We start from the raw sequence: 23,515 nt of genomic DNA, 5'->3' as shown, positions 1-23,515 counted from the left end.
CACCCATTTTCCGACCCGGCCCCGCATTGCGGCACGCAAACCACCATGACCGTCTCTGAAAAAGCCCCGCGCAACAACGATCTCATCTACGGTCTCAACGACCGTCCGCACTTCACCGCGACGGTGTTTGCCGCGCTGCAACACGTATTGGCCAGCTTCGTCGGCATCATCACCCCGACCCTGATCATGGGCGGCGCCCTCGGTCTGCAAAGTGAAATCCCGTACCTGATCAGCATGGCGCTGTTCGTGTCCGGCCTCGGCACCTTCGTTCAGGCCAAGCGTTTCGGCCCGGTCGGTTCGGGGCTGCTGTGTCTGCAAGGCACCAGTTTTTCCTTTATCAGCGTGATTCTCAGCGCTGGTTTCATGGTCAAGGCCCGGGGCGGCGGCACCGATGAAATCCTGTCGACGATCTTCGGCGTGTGTTTCTTCGCCGCGTTCATCGAAGTGGTCCTGAGCCAGTTCATCGGCAAATTGCGCATGCTGATCACCCCGGTGGTGACCGGCACCATCATCACGCTGATGGGCCTGTCGCTGATCAAGGTGGCGATGACCGACATTGCCGGCGGCTTCGGCGCGGCGGACCTGGGCGCGGGCAGCCATGTGTTTCTGGCGGCGCTGGTGCTGGGCACCATTGTGGTGTTGAACCGGGTCGACGTGCCGTTCCTGCGCCTGGGCGCGATCGTCATCGGCCTGACCCTCGGCTACGTGGTGGCGTGGCTGATGGGCACCGTGGATTTCGCCAATCTGCCCCAAGTACCAGTGGTGAGCGTGCCGGTACCGTTCAAGTACGGCTTCAACTTCGACTGGGTGGCGTTCGTGCCGGTGGCGGTGATCTTCCTGGTGTCGCCGCTGGAAGCTGCCGGTGACCTGACCGCCAACTCGATGATTTCCCGGCAACCGGTCAAAGGCCCGTTGTACATCCGCCGGATCAAGTCCGGGTTGTTGGCCGACGGCCTCAACTCCGCGATGGCGGCCGTGTTCAACAGCATGCCGATGGTGACCTTCGCCCAGAACAACGGGGTGATTCAGCTCACCGGCGTCGCCAGTCGTTACGTCGCGTTCTTCATTGCCGGCCTGCTGGTGTTGCTGGGTCTGTTCCCGATGATCGGCGCGGTGCTGCAACTGATGCCGAAACCGGTGCTCGGTGGCGCGGAGCTGGTGATGTTCGGAACCGTCGCCGTGGCCGGGATCAAGATCCTCGCCGAGGCCGGCCTGCATCGGCGCAACATGCTGATCGTGGCAATTTCCGTCGGCATGGGCCTGGGCATCGCCGCCGTGCCGGAAGTGCTGCGCGAACTGCCGCAGGCGCTGCGCAATATTTTCGAATCGCCGATCACCGTCGGTGCGCTGTGTGCGATCGTGCTGAACATCTTCCTGCCGGAAGAGTTCATCGAACTGGAAGAGGATGATTTCGACCCGGAAGCCTCTATCCTTCAGGTCATGGAAAACCCGGACATGCCGGCCAAAGCTGAACCTGCCTCCCCGGCCGCTGTCGCACAGTTGAACCGTTGATCCTGTCCGCTCAATGAAAAAAGGGCTGATACCGGCAACGGTTCAGCCCTTTTTCAATGAGAGAGCATCAATGCGTCGTATCCAAGCCGTCATCCTGTCCCTGCTTCTGCTCTCCCTCAGCGCCTGTGCGCTGTTTCCCAACCGCGACCCGGTGAACATCAACGTGGTGGGCGTCGAACCGCTGCCGAGCCAGGATCTGGAAGTGCGCTTCGCCATCAAGCTGCGGGTGCAGAACCCCAACGAAACCGCCATCGACTACAACGGCATTGCGCTGGACCTTGACGTGAACGGGCATTCGTTCGCGTCCGGTGTCAGCGATCAAAGCGGTTCCATTCCACGGTTCTCCGAAGCCATCGTCAGCGTCCCGGTGAGCATTTCGGCGTTCTCGGTGCTGCGCCAGACTCTCGGCCTGAGTCAGACCCAAACCCTCGACAACCTGCCCTATGTGCTGCGCGGCAAACTGGCGGGCGGTGTGTTTGGCACCATGCGGTTTGTCGACAGCGGCAAGCTCAGCCTGCCGCGAGCAAGTGCCGCAACCTGGTAAAGATGCGGTAGCCTGCAGCGCTCACGGTCAGAAAACAGGGAAGTCGCTGGTTTATGGAACAAACGCCCACGCTGTACACCGAACGGCTGATTCTGCGCCCGCTGGAGCTGGCGGATGCCGAGGCCATCCAGCAGCAGTTTGCGCACTGGGAAGTGGTGCGTTACCTGAACGCTTTGGTGCCCTGGCCCTATCCGGACGATGGCGCCCTCACCTACCTGCGGGACATTGCGCTGCCGGCGATTGCGGCGGGCAAAGAGTGGCACTGGACGATTCGCCTCAAGTCGGCACCTGAGCAATTGATCGGCAACATCAGCCTGATGGACGAGCCGGATAACCATCGCGGGTTCTGGCTCGCCCCGGCCTGGCAGGGTCAGGGCCTGATGACCGAAGCCAGCGAAGCCGTGACCCGCTACTGGTTCGAAGCCCTCGGTCAACCGCTGATGCGCGTGCCGAAGGCCGCGCCGAACATTGGCTCGCGCAAGCTCTCGGAGCGCACCGGCATGCGGCTGATCCGCACCGATGAAGATGACTTCGTCAGCGGCCGCTTCCCACGGGAAATCTGGGAAATCACCCGTGAGGAGTGGCAACAGCAACGCCTCAAGCGGTGAAGCGCACACCGGCTTTGGCGCGCTCGTCCACGCTCAATTCGAACACATCCGGCCGTGCATAGTGGCCGACCACGTCGTAGTCATAGCGGGCCCGCACCAGTTCATCGGTGTCGATCTCGGCGGTGAGCAATCCGGCCTCGCCGCGCAACGGCCCGGCCAGCACATCGCCCATCGGCCCGACGATCACGCTGCCGCCGGCAATCAGTGGTCGATCCCCCGGCCAGTTGGCGATCTCCACGCCCAGTTCATTCGGCGAGGCCTGCACCTGACAGGCGCTGACCACAAAGCAGCGCCCTTCATGGGCGATGTGGCGCATGCTCACTTGCCACATCTCGCGCTCGTCCACGGTCGGCGCGCACCAGACCTCAATGCCCTTGGCGTACATCGCCGTGCGCAGCAGCGGCATCATGTTTTCCCAGCAGATCACCGCGCCGAGTTTGCCGACCTGAGTATCGAGCACCGGCAGGGTCGAACCGTCGCCCTTGCCCCAGATCAGCCGCTCGGTGCCGGTGGGCATGAGTTTGCGGTGTTTGGCGACCAGCCCCGCCTGCGGGTCGAAATACAGGGCGGTGCAATGCAGGGTGCTGCCGGCCCGTTCGATCACGCCGATTACCAGATTGGCCCCGGTGCGCGCCGACAGTCCGGCCAGTGCTTCGGTTTCCACGCCCGGCACATCGATGGCGTTGGCGAAGTAACGGGCGTAGGCCTCGCGCCCTTCGGGCAAGCGATAACCCAGTTGCGTGCCGAAGCCCTCGCCTTTCGGGTAACCGCCGAGCAGCGCTTCGGGCATCACTACCAGCGAGGCGCCGGATTCGATGATGGCGCCTTCCCAGCTCAGGATCTGTTCCAGGGTTTCAGCCTTGCCACCGGGCAAGGTACCGATCTGCAGGGCGGCAACGATTGATTTGGGCATGGCGGTCACTCCGTGAAGTTCAGGTGTTGCTCATTCTCCGGCGCCACGGGATCATGAATAAAGCCCGACTCACTGCTGAATGATATGAGCCAAATGAATATCGCCACCGTCGATCTCAACCTGCTGAAAGTCTTTGAAGCGCTGCATGAAGAGTCCAGTGCCAGTCGTGCGGCGTTGCGTCTGGGTGTGACGCAATCAGCGGTCAGCGCCGCGTTGCGCCGGTTGCGTGAGGTGTACGGCGATCAATTGTTCGTGCGCACCGGCCGGGGTCTGGCGCCCACGCTCAAGGCCAATCAGTTGAAACCGGTGGTCAGCGATGCCCTGAACAAGTGCCGGCAAAGCCTGGCGATGGTCGACCCGGCGGCCAATCAGTACGACGGGCGTTCGGTCAGTATCGGGCTGTCGGATGATTTCGAAATCGCCTACGGGCGGCGTCTGATCGAAGAAATCGGGCGGCACGCGCCGAAGCTGCGGTTGATCTTCCGCCAGACCCACAGCCAGATCGTCGCCCGGGCCCTGATGGAGCGCAGCATCGACCTGGCGATCACCGCAGGCGGGTTCGCAGAACGGCTGCTCAGCCGTCAGGTCTTGGGTGAAGGGGGTTATGCGTGTCTGGTGGATCCGGCGAGCCTTGCGCCCGGCCAGCAGCAGATCGGTCTGGAGGAGTTCGTCACCCGGGAGCACATTCTGGTGTCGTCGGGCGGTTTTATCGGGATCACCGATGAGGGGCTGGCGGCGCTCGGCTTGAGTCGCCGGGTGTGCGCCTCGACCACGCATTTCGCCGCGTTGCCGCACCTGCTCAAGGGCAGTACCGCTGTGGCGACCATCCCGACCCACGCGGCGCAGGCCATTGCGTCACTGAGCGGGCTGGCCCTGCTGCCCTGCCCGCTGGACTTGCCGCGCTATCCTGTCGAACTGGGCTGGCGTACCAATACCCAGATCGATCCGGTGGTGCTGAAAGTGCGCGAAGCGATTGTTGCCAGTTTCAAGACCGAATGATTACTTGTTGGCCGCCATCAACCGGTTGACTTCACTGCGCACCATGTTGGCGAACTCAGGCGGCGACATGCCGTCCAGTTCGGCGCGAACGAATTCGGCCCATTTGCCCTTGCGCTTGGAGCGCTCGCCGAACAATCGTGCGGCTTCGCCCTTGGCTTTGCCCAGATTGTTCTGCCAGAGTTCGAACAGTCGGGATTTCTCGTCTTCCAGCGCAGCGCGCTCTGCGAGGGATTTGTCGGCCAGATTGAAACTCATGGGGAATTACCTGCTGCATGAAATGGCGACATCTTACACGCTGGAGGGAAATCTCCGGCGCTGGTTTTTCTTCCTGACGGAAATTCACTGCAACTTTTCAAGCAGCGCCACACTCCATTGTTCACTGTCCATTCACCTGCAAGGAGTCACCCAATGGCCCGCAAAAGCGCCGTTCAAGCCGCTGAAGACCAAATCAAGGATCAAGCGTTCAGCGAACTTCAGGCTCTGATCGAAGAGTCGGACAAACTGCTCAAAAGCAGTGCCTCACTGGTCGGCGAGGAAGCGGAAACCCTGCGCGGACAAATCGCCCTGAAACTGCAGCAGGCACTGGATTCGGTGTCCAGTGTCCGTGACCGCACCAAACCGGCGGTGGATGCCACCGAAAGCTACATCGGCGGTCACCCATGGCAGACCGTGGCGATCTCGGCCGGTTTCGGTCTGGTGGTCGGTCTGTTGCTCGGCCGCCGCTGAGCGAGGACAAAAAAGGCGAGCCATCGGGCTCGCCTTTTTCATGTCCGGCAAAACGTCATTCGCCCGCCAGCTCACGCAACTGCGCCAGGGTCTGCTCGTCCAGCACGATGCCCTCGGCCAATGATCTGGCCCGCTGCAAATGCCGCCGGTCACCCGGCAAACGCTTGAGCCCTACCCCGTGCATCTGCCTGACCAGTTCCTGACTGCGTTCGGCAAAACTCTGCCCGGCGGTCTTGCTCGGGTCGATCACGATCAGCAACTGACCGGTCCATGGGGTTTTAGCCCCGGGATGATTCTTCCAGTCGAATTCGAACGAGAAATTGCCACCGGTCAACGCCGCGGCGAGCAGCTCAACCATCATCGACAGCGCCGAGCCCTTGTGCCCGCCAAACGGCAGCAGCGCGCCGCCTTCAAGAATCGCCTTCGGATCGCAGGTCGGCTGGCCGAGGCTGTCCACGCCCATGCCCGTCGGCAGTTTTTCACCTTTGCGTGCGGCGATCTGCACGTCGCCGTGGGCGATGGCGCTGGTGGCCAGGTCGAACACGATCGGTGCCCCGTCGGCCCGAGGCGCGGCGAAAGCAATCGGATTGGTGCCGAACAGTGGTCGGTCGGCGCCGTGCGGCACCACGCAGGTCATGCTGTTGACCACACTCAGCGCCACCAGGCCTTCGTCGGCGAACGGTTCGACGTCCGGCCACAGCGCAGCAAAGTGATGGGAATTGCGGATCGCCAATATCGCGATCCCGGCACTGCGGGCCTTTTCCACCAGCAGCGGACGTGCCGCCGCCAGCGCAGGCTGGGCGAAACCGTTACCGGCATCGACACTGACAAACCCTGATGCGACGTCCTCGACCTTCGGCACGGCCTTACCGTTGACCCAGCCGCTGTTGAGGGTCGACACGTATCCCGGAATCCGGAATACACCATGACTGTGAGCACCGTCCCGCTCGGCGTTGGCGCAATTGGCGGCCAGCGTTGCGGCCACCTCGGCCGAGGTGCCGTGACGGATAAAGATCGTTTCCAGCAGTTGAGTCAGCTCGTCCAGGGACACCGTGGACGAGACCGCATGATCGTGTGGCGCAGACATCTGAAGCTCCAGAATAATTATTGGAGGGAACAACAGCGTACGAACTGACGCCTCCGGATTAACCACGGGCAGCCGGTGGCCTGTCAACCCTGCAATGTCTGTGGTGAAACTTCCAGGCAATATTCATATACCACCTGCGACGGCTCCCCGGTCCCTAGCCTCACGTCTCGCCATTCACGTGCCCACGCACACTTTTCGAGACTTGAGATGCCCACACCTGCATTGCTGTTCCCAGAAGCCCTCGACTCCCCGGGGCTGTGGCCCGAACTGGGCAGAATCCACGGCCTTGAAGACAAGGATTTCCGCTGGCTGGCCGATGTCCGGCTGGCGTCCGATAGATTACGGCGCCAGCAGAGGCCGCCGATGTCGGCCGAACGTATTCTGCTCACCGCCGACAACCAGTTACCCGTCACGCTGCCGGGCGCATTCGTTCTGAGTGAAACCCCTTACGACAAGGGCCAGATCCTCTACACCCCGTATGACGGCATCCGCAAATATCACAGTCGCGCCAACCTGAGGGCACAGCTCGAAGCACGCCTCAGAACAATCGACGATCAGGACACCCTGCTGGCCTTTCTACCCTTGGCCCAGCAACGACGACTGCTGGATGCCGAGCGCATTTCGGTGACGTTTTCGATCATCGAAGAAGATGTGTTCGAGGAACGCGATACCTCCCTCCGGCAAGGTCCGCTGCTCAATGCCCAGGCCATGCTGGACGAACTGAAGAAACTGCCGACCCTCACGCAATTGCTGGACAGCGCGCTGGATGAACTGCTCCAGCCCCACTTCGGGGCGTTGCAGCAGAGTCGCACCCGCGTCAGCGTTTACTCGGCTCGCGACACGGATGGCAACTCCGAGCCCGCCGGAGATGCCCCCAGGGTCGATTCCATGAGCCTGAGCGAGGCCGTGTTGATGCACTACCGCCACCAGCGCTGGCCGGGTACTCGCCAGCCCGGGTTTTCCCATCCCGCCAGGACACCGGGCACCCACGACCAGGAACAATGGAGAAATGCCGTCATCCAGGCCTCCGGCATGCTGCCGGCGTTGCTGTTCCGGCAGCTGGAATATTACTGGAACGCTGCCGCAGTTTTGGGTTCGACGCGCCGCTCTTTCCTGGCCCGGATACTGGAGGATCAGGCGCGAGTCGACTGGATGCGCAAGCGCGAAGCCGGAATCCTCGACGCAAATCAGTTCGACACGCTGCATCAGTTGATCCGGCCGACAGCCGACCACCCCGCTGCCCCCATCACCGAAACCGTCCGTCTCTGGGAAAACCCGGCCAATTATGTCGAGCTGGCAGGCTCACTGATGATCAGCAGCGGTTCTGATGCGTTTCTCTATACGCCATCTCAAGGACTGCACCAGCTCAAAGACTATCAGGACCTGAAAGCAACTTTGCAGAGCAAGTTCATGGCCGAAGGCCACGAGGATGAACTCTATGCCCTGCTGAGCCTGCAGGAACGCGGCCGCTTCCTGGGCTTCGATCAGCCTCAGGTTTCGGGAGACCGGGTGGCCGGCGAGGTGTTCCGGTTCCTGTGCGAATCGATCATCACCAAGCAACGACAGAACGTCGAGTACGCCCTGCAAGTGTTTCGTCTGAGCGACGGAGCGGTAAACCTCCATGCACTGTTCGACAAGAGCGTGGATATCCGCTCGATGATTCACGAACATCTGCTGCAACTCGATGCCCAGGGGCGCTGGAGCACACAACCGGTCTGGTCCGGCAGCCAGCAGCCTTCGATCCTTCTGGCCGACAAGGCCCGCGCGGCGATCAGGACGTACCATGCGGTCGAGACGCCACTGCTGGAGAATCTCGACAGACAGCCCATGACAACCCGGGACACCCAGCGCGCGTGGCTTGAGAACATGAAAGCGGATCTGGCCCACGCCTGGTTCGTCGGCGTGAACGGTGAAGCCCGGCTCAGGGCATCGAGTGGCAGTCTGCCGGCCTGGGCCCAGGCCGTCGTCGAAACCGTCATCAATGCTGACCGACCGAGTCGCCTGGAACGTCCGGGGCTTGGAGGTTTCCGGCCCGATGCCTTTGCCCTCACCCTCGAGACGCCCGACGGCAAGACCGTCTGGCCCCTGGCCCATTGCGTCTTCATGACCGAACGCGGCGGCCTCGACGCCCATCACTCGGGACGTGCCGTTTTGTGGACGCCGGCACTGGGGCTGGAGGCGTTCGACAGCATCGCCAATGCCCGACAGGCGCTGGACCGGCGGCTGCTCGACAACGTTCAAAGCCTGTCCGTGCTGGAGAATATCCTTCCCGAGCAGTACCAGCCTCATCAGCGTTATACCCTCGGGCGGTTGCGTACCCTTCATGGCAACGTGTTGCAAGACCGTATTCAGTCGGCCGTCGAGCACTATCTGTCGCGATGCGAGCAAGTACGTCAGCGCCTGCAGGACAGCACGAAACGGGAAAAAGCCTTGTCAGCGCTGCGCGGGATGCCACCCCAGACCAACCTGCGCCTGGCGAGTGAGCATGCCCGGGCCATCGAGAACCAACAGACATTTCCTGCCTGGCTCAGCATGGCACCGGTCATGGATCAGAAGCGACACGTCGAACTGCTTGAACGCTGGAACCGCAATGTCGTCGACGACAAGGACTATCTGACAAACGTCACACCGCTGGTCGAGCATGTCGAACACGCACTGAAAACCTCGCTCGCCCTGCGCTTTCCGAGCGAGCATCTCGATCCCCGACAGATCGAAATCATCCCCAATCTGGCGCTGGCCGGCCCGCCACGCGACCTGGTCGAATTTGCCCTCAATCACGTCAACGTACTCCAGGGCACAGGTTACAGGGTGGTATCGAAAACCACCGAATCGCTGCCTCCCGGATTGGATCGCAGAGCGGTCGATCAACTGCTGCTGTCGCTGGAGATCCCGACGACCTATGGACACAAGGTAGCGGCGGCACTCTCGACGGACACGCTTGAAGGTCGTGAACGCAAGCAACGCTTTTTCCACCAGGTGCCCTGGCAATTGATGCAGCATGCCCACGCATTGAAACTTCAGCAGCATTTGTCGACTGCCGCTTACACCCAGGTCTGCCAGGCACTGGACATGCCTGATGGCTATGCTCGCGCCACCGTGCCCGGCGCCCATGTCGTCGTGAGCCCGCTGGCACTGGTCAAGACAATCGGTGCCAGCGCAGAAACTGCGTTGGGACTTTACGTCTTTGCTCCGGGTCAGCGGCACGACGGGCCTCTGGTGTTGTACGCACCGTATGCCGAACCGCTGTTTCACGAATTCAGGAACGAGGAGGAACTGATCGCAGCCCTGAATACGCCGGGGCCTCTGCAGAACCTGTTGCTTCGGCGCCTGCCCGCCGGCCGGCAGGCGGTTTTTCGCAGCCTGCTGACAGCCACGGCGGGCCAGACCAGCGAAATGACCCTGGCCAGTCACCCCATCGAAGGCAACCTGCTGGAGCAGCTGTATAACGACAACCTCAAGCTCCTGCAGCAGCAGCTCGAATCGCAGACCGAACGCGAAGCACAGTCCGATTGGGAAAACGTCAAGACCCTGTTCAGCCATGGCATCAGGCAGGTCGCGACAACGTTGCAAGGCAAACTGGCCTTTGTGCCCTTTCTCTGGCGCGCCTACGACGAATTCAAAGATTCGGCCGAAGCCTTGCAGGACCATCACTGGAAACGGGTCATGCAGTCGTTTATTGCCGGCGGCGTGCAAATGGTGCAGATGGCGTTGCTGCCGGAGATCTCGACCGATGCCGCAACTGCCGGGCAACAAACCCGAGAAGCCGCGTCGCCCGATATCGGTGAAGTCGAGCCGACTTCGCCAATACGCACCTTGATGCAATCATTCGAAGCCACCCACGTTGCGCTCAAGGATCTGGCGTACGGCTCGACAACGGGAGCCTACAGCCAATCCAGCACCAATCGCGATTACGCAGCCATCAACGGCAAGGTTTACCAGGTCACCCGGCACGACGCGTACTGGCAACTGAGCGGCGCGGGAAAACACGGCCCCCTTTTTCAGAAAAGCGGCCTGGCCATGGTGCAGGTGCCGGCTCACCAGACGGTTCACTACGGCCAGGCATTCAGGAAAATGGCCGAGCGCAATACCATCTCCCGACTGCGGCGCACGATGTTGAACATCGAGGCTCGCGGGATGGATGAAATTCGCCGCAAATACCCGGACAAGGCCCGAATGCTGGTGCACGCCATCGACCTCGCCCGACGCTATGCCTTTTACTGCCTGCATAATCTGACACCGCTCAGCCACGGCACCGACAATCCCCGGGTGAGCCGATTCATTGAACGTTTTTTTGATGTGCCAACCGTCACTACAGCAACACTTGCCAAGATCAGCACGACGATCCTGCCGATCTGTCGGGCACTGGTGGATCCGGCCGATGAATTGCTGGATACCGATAGATTTATCGTGGGTTCGAACCGGTTCATGCACGATGTGATTGCGTTCGTACTGGACGGTGACGAGAAAAAACTGGTGCATTTCACCGAGCATTTTTTCAACCAGCAACTGGATCAGTTCAAGAGCCATCTGCTGGCGCCGTTCGATGTCGATGGCCATGCTCAGGCCTCGACGTTGATTCACGAGTTTTCCCATCAGTTCAGCAAGGCGCTGGATATTGCTTCGGTGAGGGCCCGGGAGCCGTTCAGCGATTTGATCTCGACCATCACCGCTTCCGGCGCCCTGTTGCTTCAGGAACTGGAGTTCGATCAGACCTCTGCATTGTCGCTGAGCACCCCACGGGCACAACTGTTCGCGGAATGGAATACGACCCTCAAGTCCTGGGTCGACATCACCAGCGTCCCGGAGATGCAGGTCATCGGCGAGGAAATTCTTAAACTGACCGGCAGTAAAAACATGCAGGAAGCGCGCAATGCCTTTCTCGATCAACACTCACCGGACGTGCGTATCGACGTCATCCTGCGCAACGCCGACTCCATCGCTCGCCTGATCTGCGAGATCGGCCGCCAGCTCGATCCGGTTCAGTCCCCTTGACGCACGTTGCGCGCGGGCTCGGCGCCCGCGCGCAATTGCGAACAGTGCGCTTTTGATCATTTTTTCACTCTGCATCGTGAATACTGTGCTCAATACATCCCGTGTTTCAGGGGTATGACGGAGGAAGCAGCGCCTCATTGATGGGAAATCGCCATGACCCCGGTTCTCGTCGCCTTCCCGTCAAGGTTAGAATGCAGCAAATCAGGACGAGTCAATGACCCAGAACACCCTTTCCGAAGCCGAATACGATGCGATCACCGATGCCGCTGCGCATTGGTGCATGCGCCTGCACGCCGTCGATTGCACCGCCGAGGAACGGCTGGCATTCGAGCAATGGCGCGACGCGCACCCGCTGCACGCGTTCGAATACGAGGCCATGCTGGAAATCTGGGATGTCGCCGAGCACCTGCCGCGCCCGGAGCCAGCGGTAATCGTACCGATCCGCCCACCGGCCCGGACCTGGCGTCAATATGCGGCAGCCGCCTCCGTTTGCGCGCTGGCGCTGCCACTGGCGGCCTGGACCGGATGGAACCTTGGCTGGCTACCCAACAGTTATCAGCATTTCGCGGCCACCGACAACGTCCGCCACGTCACCTTGAGCGATGGCAGCCAGGTCGAGCTGAACCTCTATACCGATCTGACCTTCAGCAATTACAAGGACGAGCGCCGCGTCACCCTGAAAAAGGGCGAGGCGTTCTTTGAAGTCAGCCACGACCTGAGCCACCCGTTCATCGTGAAGGCGGCTGAAGGCAGAATTCGCGTCACCGGTACCCGGTTCAACGTCTGGATGTATGAAGATCAGGTGAAGGTCAATCTGGTCGAGGGTTCCGTGCTGGTCACCAGCAACACTCAGTTGTCCGGTGACGGCCTGCGTCTGGGGCCTTCGATGCAGGCTCGCTACAAGCACGGCGACTACATGCCGCAAATCAGCCAGACCTACGCCAGCGATACCTCGCTGGCCTGGCGCAGCGGCAAGCTGATCCTCGACAATCTGGCGTTGAACGAAGCCCTGCCACTGATCAACCGTTACCTGGACAAACCGCTGATGCTGGCCGATAGCGCCACGGGGTCGATCCGGGTCGGCGGCATCTACAACATCAAAGAGCTGAACAGCTTCGCCGGCTCGATGCCCAAAGTCCTGCCAGTGTTCATCACCCGCAACCAGGACGGCAATCCGGTGATCAATCCGATGCCGCAGCAACCGCCAAAAAGCTGAAGGCCGCCCCTTTGCGGGAGCGGCCTTCAGTGCTTGTTGCGACATCGTGACGACTGATTACTGCGCTGCTACCTTTCCTGCCTTATCCAGTTCTTCACGCACGCTTTGCACCTGATACTGCGGATCGGCCTTGATCTGCTGTTCGGTGAAAGGCAGTGCACTCCACTGTTTCTTCGAGAAGGCTTCGGTCTGATCCCGCGAGTACTTCGACGCCGGATCGCTGGACAACGAGAACGCAAGCAGGCCCTGAGCGTGCGGGCCCTTGTCGTCGAACGTCACCACCTGCAGATAACTCGTCCCGCTGACCACTTCGAGTTTGCCGTCCTCACGGGGCACGCTCTGGATTGCGTTGTAGATCCCCAGCGTACCCGGACCGCCATGGATCGGCGTCTGCTGACCACCACTGCTGACCACCTGGACATCGCCCCAGCGGGTTTGTGCGGTCAGGCCCATTTTGCCCACCGACTCCGCTGACGCCAGCATCGCTTCGCGCAACGCCTTGGCCACTTCGGTTTTTTCAGTCGCCAGTCCGCGCGGGGTGTGCTGCGCGTCCTTCGGATCGAATGCCACACGCCAGATTGCCGGCGATTTCTGCAAGGCTTGCATGATGTTCTGGAAATGCACCAGGCCCATTCCCGAATCCAGGTTCGCCCGACCGTCCCAGGCCTTGAGACTGCTGCACACCGATTTCAATGCGGCCTCGGCGCTGGTTTGCGAGGCGCAGAATTTCAGCAGATCCGGCAGCACCTGAGCGGCCAGAAACACCTGATCATCCATCACCATGTGTTGCAGGTCCTGCACCGACACCGAACCTTTTTTGCTCAGGGTCGCCAGACGATCCAGCGCAAAACGCGAGCGCAGCCCCAGTGGCTGGCCTTCCTGACTGATCAGCGGCGAGAAACCGGTCAGCGGTTGCGCCGGGTTGGCCAGCCAGGCCGAATCGTTGGAGTGCTGGACGAAATCCTTGCGCAGCAATTGCGGCAATTGGCTCGACGCGTAAATGCCTTGCTGCGCCGCTTGCGGATCGATGTCCCAGGCACAGGCGCTGTTGGAACCGTCGAGGACGATCATTTGCAGGCCGATACGCGGGTCGCTGCACTTGGCCAGTTTGTCGGCACTGACGTTCGGCACCACCGACAGGTTCATATACAGCGTCTGCCCCTGGTCATCCACCGCCAGGGTATTGACCCACGGAATGCCCTGGATCTTGTGCACCGAATCCTGCAGGTCCTTGAGGTTGACGGCGCGGTTCATCGCATACCACTGCGTCAGCACACGATCATTGTCGAGGTTGGCATCGCGCAGGCTGTAGGCGTACTGGTTGTCCCAGTCGAGCTTGCCCGGCCACTGCACGATCGGGCCGAACTGCGAACTGTAGATATCGCGCGATACCGGCGTCACCTGCCCGTCCGCCTGTTTGACCTGCACCGTCACCGTCTGCTTGTTCAGCGGCAACGATTTGCCATCGAGCAGGTAGCGGGTCGGGTCCTTCGGATCGAGTTGCAGGCGATACAGGGTGAAGTGTTTGGAAGAGTCAACGGTGTGGGTCCAGGCCAGGTGCTGGTTGAAACCGATATTGATCATCGGCAGCCCCGGCAGCGCCGCGCCCATCACATCCAGTTTGCCGGGAATGGTCAGATGCATCTGATAGAACCGCATGCCACCAACCCACGGAAAATGCGGGTTCGCCAGCAACATTCCACGGCCGTTGAAGGAACGTTCGCTGCCCACGGCCACCGCGTTACTGCCGCGGTCCAGGGCGAAACGTTGCAGGCGCGTGGCGGCCAGGTCATAGGCGCGGGCGTGGCTTGGATTTTGTGCAGTGGCTTGCGGCGGTGTGGCCCCGGCCAGTGCCTCGGCGAACTGACCGACGCCGCCCTCGACCAGTAACCGGCGCGTCAACTTCACCAGATCCTCGGCCGCAATATCACGCACCCATTCGCCCTGGCACTGTTGCGGCAGCCCTTGCTGGCGACGCTCGGCCAGATAGCGGTTGTAGCCGGCGGCATAACCCTCCACCAGATCACGCACTTCGACCGGCTGCGCCTGCCAGAAGGCGCTGACTGCTTGAGGGGTATTGAGCCATTGAAAGAACACATCACTGACGCGGTTCTCACGCTCTTCGACCGTCAACTGATCGGGCCCGAAGTAGCGCGACCGCTCACCATTGACCGTGACGACCTCGTTAGCCAGCAGGCACAGATTGTCTTGCGCATAGGCATAACCGATGCCGAATCCGAGGCCGCGTTCGTTTTCGGCGCGGATATGCGGCACGCCAAATCCCGTGCGACGAATGTCGGCTCCGGCCTGGGTGGAAGGACTGAACGCCTGCGCCGACAGGCTCAGCCCGAGAAACATGCCGGCAAGGGTCAGCCCGGTTAACTGCCTGGAAATAATCACGTTCGCTCCTGATCGAAATGCCTGAGAGCGGAGCGCGCCGTGATCGAAAAGCCATGCGTAGCAGCCCCGCCCTGAAATCACCCACGCGTCCACGCGCAATGAGCCTGACCGGGAAACGAAACCGATGAAAAAAAATTTAGGGGATTACCAGACCGTTTAAAGCCCGGATCACGGAGAAAAGACGAATCATCGACAAATTTTCTACATTTTTCGCTTCATGATTTGTCGGGCTGATACGTCTTGTTTAGAGAGAGCACCCATAACCCTTCCTGATCAGGCTCTGAAAAGGAGAAATCGCATGTACATCCCGCAACTACCATCGGACGGTAGCCAGGCACCACAAGGAGCTTCCATGGGTTCGCACGCCGGCGTATTCGGACCACGAGTCGAACGCCACGGCAATGAACGTATTCGCCTGCTGCTCAAGAGCTTCGGCCTGCGCACCAGCCTGATTCGCCTGAAAGTCATCGATGCCCTGCTGGTCGCCGCCGAAAGCGAGCGCAGCCTGGGTGTGCGCGGTGTCCACAGCCAATTGCTGGAACTGGGCATTCCGCTGTCCTTTCTCAGCGTGCGCGAAGTCTTGAAGCGCTTGTGCGCCGAAGGTGTGATCACCTTCAACGCCGACAAGAGCTACAGCCTGCATCCACAGGCTGCCGCCGTCCTCAACAGCGATTGATTCCCTTCTCGAGCGCCGTCAGGGTTTGACCTTGCGGCGCATCACACCGTTGATCACCACCACGACCACCGCCACGCCAATGGCGATGTACTGGAACACTTTTTGGCTGATCATCCCGGCATTCTGCAACCAGGACAGGCCGAACATGATCGCCAGTACGGTAAGGGCGATCAGAATCGAGTACTTCAAACGTTGCGACTGAGTCATTGCGAATTCCTGAAACTTTGAAATGTATCGGGTTTGTATCGGCTTTCATGCCATGGGCATACCGTGTCACGGGGATGCGCCGCTGCAAACGAGGTCACATGTTACAGCCGATGAAGAGTTTTGACTCCATACGGCGTTAACCATGAGGACTTTTGAAATGCTGCGTCGAATCACCTGGCTGATTCCAGTTCTGGCGCTGCTCACGCTGAGCGGCTGTATCATTTTCCCCCACGGCGGCTGGCATGGCGATCATCGCTATTACGGCGGAGGCCCTGGTTACTACCAACATCGGTAAATCCGACATCGCAAGAGCACTGACAATCGTCTCTTCAAATGCAACATTTGATTGAATGCCTGTGAAAAATGCCCACGAGGATGTGGGCATTTTCCGTATATGTTCCCCCTCAAAATGTCGGACGTTTCGCCAACATCAGCAAGTAATCCGCCGTCGGCAATATCCTGCAAACCTGCGACATACAACGTCGCAGCAATGACGTAGGAACACTCCCCCTTCGCCCCTACCCTTTGCGCTCTCCCCTTTGAAGGCCATGGAAGCGCATGCAAAGAACACTCATCGATATCTCCCTGCTCAAAACACTTGGCTTCTGTCTGGCCATCACGCTGTTCGAGTGGCTGACCTACATGGCCAGCGACATGATCATGCCGGCCATGCTCACCGTCACCGAAGACCTCGGCGCCGATCCACTGCATATTCCCAATGCTTTCAATCTGTATCTGATCGGAGGCGTCTGCCTGCAATGGCTGATCGGACCACTGTCCGACCGGTTTGGCCGTCGCCCCGTATTGCTCGTCGGCTGTGCGCTCTTCGCAGTAACCTGCGCTGCGGCGATCGTCACCCCGGGTATTGAAGTCTTCAACGCATTACGGCTGTTGCAAGGCATGGGACTGGGGTTCGTGGTCGCTGTCAGTTATCCCGTGCTCCAGGAAGTCTTCTCTGAAGCCGATGCCGTGCGGCTGATGGCGCTGCTGGGCAATATCGCACTGCTGTCACCGTTGCTGGGGCCGCTGCTCGGCAGCCTGTTGCTGGAGTGGATGAGCTGGCGCGACCTGTTTCTGGCCCTGGGGCTGGCTGCCGCTATCGCATGGATCGGGCTCTATGCCTGCCTGCCGGAAACCATCGGAGTGGTTCGCCGTGATGGCGGCCAACAGGCTCCGATTCCGCTGTCCTGGCGAGAGACCCGTCGTCGCTACCTGGCGCTGCTGCGCAACTCCGAGTTCCTTGGCGCGAGCCTTGCGCTCGGGCTGATGAGCCTGCCGTTGATCGCCTGGATCGGGCTCGCGCCACTGTTGCTGATCCAGGGGCTTGGCCTGTCGACGCGAGAGTACGCGCTGTGGCAGATCCCGATCTTTTCGGCGGTCATTGCCGGCAATCTGATCCTTGACCGACTGCTGGCCTCACGCAGGCTGCCGCAATTGATTGGCCTCGCGCTCTGGCCGTTTTGCCTCGGGTTGCTGATCTTGCTGGCTGGCGCGCTGATCGGCGTATCCCTCGGTGTGCTGATTGCCGGCCTCGTGCTCTATGCCGTCGGCCTGGGCATGAGCAATGCCGTGCTGTATCGGCTGGCGCTGTTTTCCAGCGATGACAGCAAGGGGCTGGTCTCGGCAGCCGTGGGCATGATCTCGATTGCCATGATGGGCACCGGCGGTTCACTCATCGCAGCCATCGGCGGCGGTGCCCGCCTCGAATCCTTCGCCCTCTGGGCGGCCGTGGGCGGGCTGTCGAGCCTGCCCCTCTTGTACCGGTTTCTTCGAAACGCTTCGGCAGAAACCGCTTCCTCGCCACATCAATAACAAGGACGCCTGATGTTCCATTTCCCCCATAGCGACGCACTCTGTGCGTTGACGCAACCCTATTGTCCGGAATCCGTGCCGGCAGGGCTTTTCGATCGGGCCATGGCCGAAATCAGCCGGTTTCACAGCGAGCACACGCCCGGTTATGAACATTGGCTGAAGGCCAACGGACTGAACGTGGCAGACCCGGACAGCCTCGACGACTGGTCGCGACTGCCGCCGATCTTCGCCAGTTTTTTCAAACAGCAACAACTGCTCAGCCCGACCGGCGCAGACGCACTGGAACTGACATCGTCCGGCACCAGCGGCCAGAAAAGCCGCATGCGTTATGACGAACGCAGTCTGGCCGCCGCTCAATACATGGTCGAACGGATCTTCCACCACTATGACTGGGACAGTCCGCAAACGCCGTGCAACTACTTGCTGCTGAGCTACGAGCCCGAAGCCAGCATCACCCTGGGCACGTCGTTCACCGATCAGTTCCTGTGCCGGTTCGCTCCGGTCAACCGCGTGGCCTACGCATTGCGACGAACCGGAGGCGGCCACGAGTTCGACGGCTTCGGCGTGATCTCGGCCCTACAGTCATTTGCCGAAGAAGGCCTGCCGGTGCGGATCATCGGTTTCCCTGCGTTTCTCTGGCAGACCCTGCAACGCATGCAGGCCACCGCAGTGGCAAATCTGCAGCTGGCAACGGATTCACTGGCGCTGTTTGGCGGCGGCTGGAAAACCAGCGCAGCGCAGGAAATCCCTCGCAAGCATTTGTACGAGCGTATCCATCACCAACTCGGGATCGAACCGTCCCGTTGCCGCGACGGCTACGGCGCGGTCGAGCACCCGGTGCCTTACTTCGAGTGCGCTCACCATCATTTCCATGTCCCCGTCTATTCAAAGGTGTTTGTGCGCAACCCTTCCGATTTCTCCGTTCTGCCTTATGGCCGGCCGGGCCTGCTGAGTGCGGTCTCGCCCTATATTTCCTCGAGCCCGGCCCATGCCGTCGTCATGAGCGACCTGATCACCCTGCACCCCGGCACGAGCTGCGGCTGCGGCCTGAACAGCGACTGGTTCGAACTGCATGGCCGCGCCGCCACCAACGCCGGCAGAAGCTGCGCCATGGCGGCTTCCGAATTGCTGGGGAGACACTGATATGTACCTGATCAATGGACAACTTCACGATGAGTTCAGCCTTGATGCCGCGCTGGATCAACTGCGCCAGACGCTGCCATTTCAGCTGAACCTGCCCTTGCACAGCGGGACGGTCATCCAGGCAGCGGCCGCGTTTGCCGTCCGGTTGGGCGACAGCACGCTGGCCCTGCCACTCGACGCCGGACAACGCCAGTCGCTGATCGAGTTCTGCCAACCGCAAGGGCTGTTGCGCAAACTCGAACGTGAGCTGGGCGATCAACCCGCTGCGCTGCGCCGCCCCGATTATCGCCAACCACGCTTCGAGCGCTGGAGCCCCTTGGGCCTGGTGGTTCACATCACCCCCGGCAACGCGACACTGCTGGCGTTCTGTGCGGTAATCGAGAGCCTGCTGGCCGGCAACGTCAACTGGCTGCGCCCCAGCAGCAGCGACGAGGGTCTGACCGCGCAATTGCTCCATGCGCTGACGCAATGTGACCCCAGCGGCCAACTGGCCGGGCATGTCGCTGTCGTTCCAGCGACCACCGCACAAATCGGCCAGTTGTGCCGATGGGCCAACGGTGTCTCGGCCTGGGGTGGTGAATCGGCGCTACAAGCGATCCGTGAACAGATTCCCGCCGGGTGCCGCTGGATCGATTGGGGACATCGCATCAGCTTCGTTTATCTGACCCCGGACGCCGTCTCGCCACAGATACTGGATGACGTTGTGGATGAAGTCTGCCGACTCGATCAGCAAGCCTGCTCCAGCCCGCAATGGGTGCTGGTGGACAGCGACGACCCGGCCGTACTGCGTGAAATCGGTTTACGCCTGTCCGAAGCATTCGAACGCCGCGCGGGACAATGGCCGCCCTTGCCGCCAACCCTACAGGAAGCCTCGCAAATCACCACCGATACGGCCATGGCTCGGCTCACGCACAGTTTTACCGAGGTGGCTGGCGAAGTCTGGGCAACACCGGGCTGGCGGGTGATCTGGACCCACGACCAGTCATTGCAGCCTTCACCGTTGTTTCGCAGCCTGCTGCTCAAGCCCCTGCCGCACGCACGGTTGGTCGAGACGTTACTGCCATGGCGAAACGTGCTGCAAAGCTGCGCCCTGATCTGCCCGGAACAGCGGATTGCAGCGCTTTCACGGCGCCTGATCGCCGCCGGCGTCACCCGGATTGCCCCGATTGAGGCGATTCACGATGGCTACGAAGGCGAACCGCATGACGGTGTCTACGCCTTGCAGCGCCTGAGCCGGCGAGTCTCGGTAAGCCTGCCTCCGACACAGCTGCCCTCTCACGCCTCGCTCAACGGCTCAGCCATTGCGCCCTGCGTGACGAACCTGCCGATCATGAGCAAGGAAGATTTCATCGCACGGCCGATCAACCCTTCAGCCCAGCTGTATTTCCGCTCCGGTGGCAGCAGCGGTGTACCGGCGCTCTCGGGTTTCAGTTATCGCGACTTCCACCGGCAGATGCGCGCTACCGCCGACGGTCTGTTCGCCGCCGGACTCGATCCGAGCCGGGACCGCGTGATGAACCTGTTTTTCAGCGGCGGTCTGTATGGTGGTTTTTTCAGCTTCTCCAACGTGCTGGAACAATTGGACGTCACACACCTGCCGATGGGTGCCCCGGCCGATGACGATTACCGGGAGATTGCGCAATTGATCGTCGATCAGCGGGTAAACACGCTGATCGGCATGCCGAGTACCCTGCACCGCTTGTTCCTCAACGAACAAACGCGTCTGCGCGCCTATGGCGGAGTCGAAAAAGTATTTCTGGGCGGCGAGCACCTCGGCGAACAGAGCCGCCAGTTGCTGCAGGATTGCGGCGTCAGCCTGATCCGCTCGGCGATCTACGGCAGCGTCGACGCCGGCCCGCTCGGTCACGCGTGCTCAGCCACCGGCGACGGTGTGTTTCATCTTTTGAGCGATATCCAGCACCTGGAAATTGTCGCGTTCGAGGCCGATCGTCCTGTCCATGACACCGAAACCGGTCGCCTGGTGTTCACCTCCATCGAACGGCAAGGTCAGAACGTGCAGCGTTATGACGTCGGTGACAGCGGTCGCTGGGTGCCCGGACAGTGTGGCTGCGGCCTGACGACGCCCCGTTTCGAATTGCTTCAGCGCCATGGCAGGCTGGTGCGCATCGGCACGGATTTCATCTGTCTGTCGCAGCTGGCGCAGCACCTGCAGAGCGAATTCCAGGTGATCCTCGAACATGCCCCCGACGGGCTCGAATGCATGAAAGTCCGAAGTGAGCTCGAACCCCACGAGGTACATGAACGATTGCTGGGCTACCCGACGCTGGCCACCCTCGTGCAGACCGGGCTGCTGACGGTAGAGGCACAAATGTGCGCCATCGACGGTTTCACCCGAAACAAACACAGCGGCAAGACGCCGCTGCTGATCGATAACCGGAGAGTTCGCGCGTCCTCCGTTCTGCAAGGAGCACACCATGAAGCCAGTAACTGATTGGCAAGAGCTGGTGGCTTTTGCGCGTCAGCATTCAAGCTTTTACGCCAGCCACTTCAGCGAGGTGCCCGAGCAGATAACGTCGCTCTCCGAACTGCCGGTCATTGACCCTGCGCACTACTGGCAAGACAGCCACGACCTCGACCGCTGGCCGGTGCTGACCGCAGGCCTGGACAACGCATTGGTCTTCAAGACCGGTGGGACGACCGGCGATGGCAAATTGTCGGTTTTCGAGCGCCGTGAATGGCAAACGCTGGTGGAAGATTTCGCAGGCAGCCTCAAGGGTCGGTTGAACAAGGGTGACCGGGTCGCCAACCTGTTTTTCGTCGGCGATCTGTATGCCAGTTTCATCTTCACACACGACGCCCTGGCCCATGTACAGCCGGGCATCGTGGAGTTTCCTTTCACCGGCCACGTCGAGTCGGCCGTCCTGGCAGAGGCGATTTTCCGGCACCGGATCAATGCGCTGGCAGGTTTACCCGCGCATTTGCTGTCCTTTGCCGCATGGCTGGAGCGCCAGGGACGGCGGCTGGAGTGCGTCGAATCCCTGCTCTATGCAGGTGAAAGCCTGTTCCCGGCGCAGTTGCAACTGCTCGGTCGGGTGTTCCCCAATGTACTCGTTGCGTCCATGGGTTACGCCAGTGTCGACGCCGGTTTCATCGGTGCCAGTCATCCCGACTGCGCCTTGGGTGAACATCGAATGCCCCAGGGTCACAGCGTGCTGGAAATCCTCGACGAGCAGACCGGCGAAGTCATCGAGGACTGCGATCGCACCGGACGCCTGGTGATGACCAATCTCACCCGGCGGTTGATGCCGTTGATTCGCTACCCGGTCGGCGACCGCGCCTGCTGGCGAGAGGTTGAGCAAACCCCCGCACGCAAATTCGCATTGATGGGCCGTAGCGCCGACAGCCAGCGAGTCCGGGTGGGCATTCTGACGTTACTGCCTGATGAAATCGGTAATGCCGTGCAACGCATTACTCGCAGTGACGACTGGCAACTGGTGATCGAGCAGACCGGCACAAAAGACATCCTGACCCTGAAATGGGCTCCAGATGCCGTGCGATCCGCGTCGCCGGAGTCAGAGCGCATGCTGCGCAACGCATTGATCAAGCGCTATCCGTTGATTTCGCAATTGAACGCCGATCATCTGCTGGATTTACGGATTGACTGTTGCACGGTTCAAGACCTGACACGCCACCCACGCTCCGGCAAGCGCCAGCGCGTGCTGGACCTGCGCGTCTACAACAGTCCCCGTGCGGAGCTTCGCTGATGGAGCGCGTAACGCTGCGGAACTACCGCAACGGCGACGCAAACGCCGTGAGCAGGCTGTTTCGCAAGATCTATGGCGATCTCTATGCCCAGGCCCACGTTTATCTGCCCTGCATGATTGACCGCAACCATGCGCAAGGTCATTGGCACTCGCTGGTGGCGGTAGCCGAAAATAATGTAGTGGGACACGCGGCATTGATTCGCGCCAAAGACTCACGCCTCGCAGAATTGGCACTCAGCGTGGTTGACCCGCAAACCCGGGGTCAGAGTATTGCCACCCGTCTGGGCCACCATCTGTTGATCCATGCCCAGGCGCTGGGATGCCGGGGGGTGACGATCAAACAGGTGACCTGTCACCCCTACACCCAGCGCATGGCAGCCGGCCTCGGCTTTCACAATACGGGATGGCTGCCCGACGGTGTCCCGTCTCCGCATGACGCCTCGGCACGGGAGTCGCTCGTCATCGGGTACCTGCCCATCGATGGAAACCGGCGGCCGCTTCCAGCCCTGGCATGGCCCGACAGCTGTCGAGACTTCATGCAGCAGATGTGCAGTGTGTTCGGGACGCAGGAAAGGGTCGCGCCATGGGTGGGCGAACCGGTGCATCTTGAACAGCGGTGGGATCGATATGAAGGGACTTTCAAGGCACTTGATAGCTGTTTGCTCAAGCAGTTGCAGGAACTGCCGGTGCATTGGCTCATTTCAATCCGGCTGAGGCTGGCGCAGGGGTTTGATAGCGCTTGCCACGTGCTGACGACGGCGGGTTTCGTGTTCAGCGGACTGGCGCCGGATGAACGAGGAGCAGGATGGCTGGCGTTGTTTCATCGCGGCGCAAAACCACCTTCGCTGACATTGATTTGCCCGCAGATGCAGCAACTGCAGGATGACCTGCAACTGAAGCTGGCGAGCGTGGCGCAATAACGACAAGCCCCCTTGTCGGGGGCTTGTCGTTGCAG

The 23,515-nt window shown here is 60.9% G+C and carries 19 protein-coding genes; 14 read left to right on the top strand and 5 right to left on the bottom strand.

Translation table 11 applies throughout. From position 1 onward, the window contains the following. The first annotated feature begins 45 nt into the window (after window positions 1-45). The 3 genes from DLD99_RS13550 to DLD99_RS13540 all read left to right on the top strand — a co-directional run bounded on the left by DLD99_RS13550 (window position 46) and on the right by DLD99_RS13540 (window position 2,664). Window positions 46-1,512 (top strand): nucleobase:cation symporter-2 family protein, encoded by a 1,467-nt coding sequence (locus tag DLD99_RS13550; protein ID WP_114882759.1) that lies wholly within the window; start codon window positions 46-48, stop codon window positions 1,510-1,512. Between the two features lie 70 nt (window positions 1,513-1,582). Next, window positions 1,583-2,056: an LEA/WHy family protein gene (locus DLD99_RS13545; protein ID WP_114882757.1), complete on the top strand. Its 474-nt coding sequence runs from the start codon at window positions 1,583-1,585 to the stop codon at window positions 2,054-2,056. Between the two features lie 53 nt (window positions 2,057-2,109). Next, window positions 2,110-2,664 (top strand): GNAT family N-acetyltransferase, encoded by a 555-nt coding sequence (locus DLD99_RS13540; protein ID WP_114882755.1) that lies wholly within the window; start codon window positions 2,110-2,112, stop codon window positions 2,662-2,664. Here DLD99_RS13540 and DLD99_RS13535 read toward each other — a convergent pair. Next, a complete protein-coding gene (locus tag DLD99_RS13535; RefSeq protein WP_114882754.1) occupies window positions 2,654-3,577 on the bottom strand; it encodes a carbon-nitrogen hydrolase family protein in 924 nt (307 codons plus the stop codon). The genes DLD99_RS13540 and DLD99_RS13535 overlap by 11 nt on opposite strands. An 84-nt stretch (window positions 3,578-3,661) precedes the next feature. On the opposite strand from DLD99_RS13535, the gene DLD99_RS13530 reads away from it, so the two are divergent. Continuing rightward, complete coding sequence (locus tag DLD99_RS13530) at window positions 3,662-4,576, top strand: LysR family transcriptional regulator (protein ID WP_114882752.1); 915 nt, start codon at window positions 3,662-3,664, stop codon at window positions 4,574-4,576. Here the strand turns inward: DLD99_RS13530 and DLD99_RS13525 are convergent, their stop codons facing one another. Continuing rightward, window positions 4,577-4,831 (bottom strand): hypothetical protein, encoded by a 255-nt coding sequence (locus tag DLD99_RS13525; protein WP_007957535.1) that lies wholly within the window; start codon window positions 4,829-4,831, stop codon window positions 4,577-4,579. It abuts the gene before it with no gap. Between the two features lie 153 nt (window positions 4,832-4,984). Between DLD99_RS13525 and DLD99_RS13520 the strand changes: the two genes are divergently transcribed. Further along, the gene (locus DLD99_RS13520) at window positions 4,985-5,302 is read left to right on the top strand and encodes an ElaB/YgaM/YqjD family protein (protein WP_016982860.1); all 318 of its coding nucleotides are present in this window, start codon (window positions 4,985-4,987) and stop codon (window positions 5,300-5,302) included. A gap of 55 nt (window positions 5,303-5,357) precedes the next feature. On the opposite strand, the gene DLD99_RS13515 is transcribed toward DLD99_RS13520, so the two are convergent. Continuing rightward, complete coding sequence (locus DLD99_RS13515) at window positions 5,358-6,389, bottom strand: Ldh family oxidoreductase (RefSeq protein WP_114882751.1); 1,032 nt, start codon at window positions 6,387-6,389, stop codon at window positions 5,358-5,360. A 207-nt stretch (window positions 6,390-6,596) separates the two neighbouring features. On the opposite strand from DLD99_RS13515, the gene DLD99_RS13510 reads away from it, so the two are divergent. Continuing rightward, a complete protein-coding gene (locus DLD99_RS13510; RefSeq protein WP_114882749.1) occupies window positions 6,597-11,381 on the top strand; it encodes a dermonecrotic toxin domain-containing protein in 4,785 nt (1,594 codons plus the stop codon). A gap of 214 nt (window positions 11,382-11,595) precedes the next feature. Continuing rightward, a complete protein-coding gene (locus DLD99_RS13505; protein ID WP_114882748.1) occupies window positions 11,596-12,597 on the top strand; it encodes a FecR family protein in 1,002 nt (333 codons plus the stop codon). A gap of 57 nt (window positions 12,598-12,654) precedes the next feature. Here DLD99_RS13505 and pvdQ read toward each other — a convergent pair whose 3' ends face one another. Then, window positions 12,655-14,997: a bifunctional acylase PvdQ gene (gene pvdQ / locus DLD99_RS13500; RefSeq protein WP_114882746.1), complete on the bottom strand. Its 2,343-nt coding sequence runs from the start codon at window positions 14,995-14,997 to the stop codon at window positions 12,655-12,657. Between the two features lie 298 nt (window positions 14,998-15,295). On the opposite strand from pvdQ, the gene DLD99_RS13495 reads away from it, so the two are divergent. Next, window positions 15,296-15,673 (top strand): fe2+ zn2+ uptake regulation protein, encoded by a 378-nt coding sequence (locus DLD99_RS13495; protein WP_085708191.1) that lies wholly within the window; start codon window positions 15,296-15,298, stop codon window positions 15,671-15,673. Between the two features lie 18 nt (window positions 15,674-15,691). Here the strand turns inward: DLD99_RS13495 and DLD99_RS13490 are convergent, their stop codons facing one another. Next, window positions 15,692-15,880, bottom strand: a complete 189-nt coding sequence (locus DLD99_RS13490) for a hypothetical protein (RefSeq protein WP_085708192.1) — start codon at window positions 15,878-15,880, stop codon at window positions 15,692-15,694. A gap of 157 nt (window positions 15,881-16,037) precedes the next feature. Between DLD99_RS13490 and DLD99_RS29215 the strand changes: the two genes are divergently transcribed. From DLD99_RS29215 to DLD99_RS13465, 6 genes are all read left to right on the top strand, one after another. After that, window positions 16,038-16,175, top strand: coding sequence for a hypothetical protein (locus tag DLD99_RS29215; RefSeq protein ID WP_167443772.1), 138 nt, complete (start codon window positions 16,038-16,040; stop codon window positions 16,173-16,175). A 263-nt stretch (window positions 16,176-16,438) separates the two neighbouring features. Beyond that, complete coding sequence (locus DLD99_RS13485) at window positions 16,439-17,692, top strand: MdfA family multidrug efflux MFS transporter (protein WP_114882744.1); 1,254 nt, start codon at window positions 16,439-16,441, stop codon at window positions 17,690-17,692. A 12-nt stretch (window positions 17,693-17,704) separates the two neighbouring features. After that, window positions 17,705-18,835, top strand: a complete 1,131-nt coding sequence (locus DLD99_RS13480; RefSeq protein ID WP_114882742.1) for a LuxE/PaaK family acyltransferase — start codon at window positions 17,705-17,707, stop codon at window positions 18,833-18,835. 1 nt (window position 18,836) lies between these two features. Further along, window positions 18,837-21,287, top strand: coding sequence for an acyl-CoA reductase (locus tag DLD99_RS13475; RefSeq protein ID WP_114882740.1), 2,451 nt, complete (start codon window positions 18,837-18,839; stop codon window positions 21,285-21,287). Continuing rightward, window positions 21,271-22,560: a phenylacetate--CoA ligase family protein gene (locus tag DLD99_RS13470; RefSeq protein WP_114882738.1), complete on the top strand. Its 1,290-nt coding sequence runs from the start codon at window positions 21,271-21,273 to the stop codon at window positions 22,558-22,560. The genes DLD99_RS13475 and DLD99_RS13470 overlap by 17 nt, the downstream gene beginning before the upstream one ends. After that, a complete protein-coding gene (locus DLD99_RS13465) occupies window positions 22,560-23,480 on the top strand; it encodes a GNAT family N-acetyltransferase (RefSeq protein ID WP_114882736.1) in 921 nt (306 codons plus the stop codon). Before DLD99_RS13470 ends, DLD99_RS13465 begins: the two co-directional genes overlap by 1 nt. Window positions 23,481-23,515: the final 35 nt, after the last annotated feature.

The sequence above is a fragment of the Pseudomonas kribbensis genome, assembly GCF_003352185.1.
Taxonomy (GTDB): Bacteria; Pseudomonadota; Gammaproteobacteria; order Pseudomonadales; family Pseudomonadaceae; genus Aquipseudomonas; species Aquipseudomonas kribbensis.
This window is presented reverse-complemented; position numbering and strand designations above follow the sequence as displayed.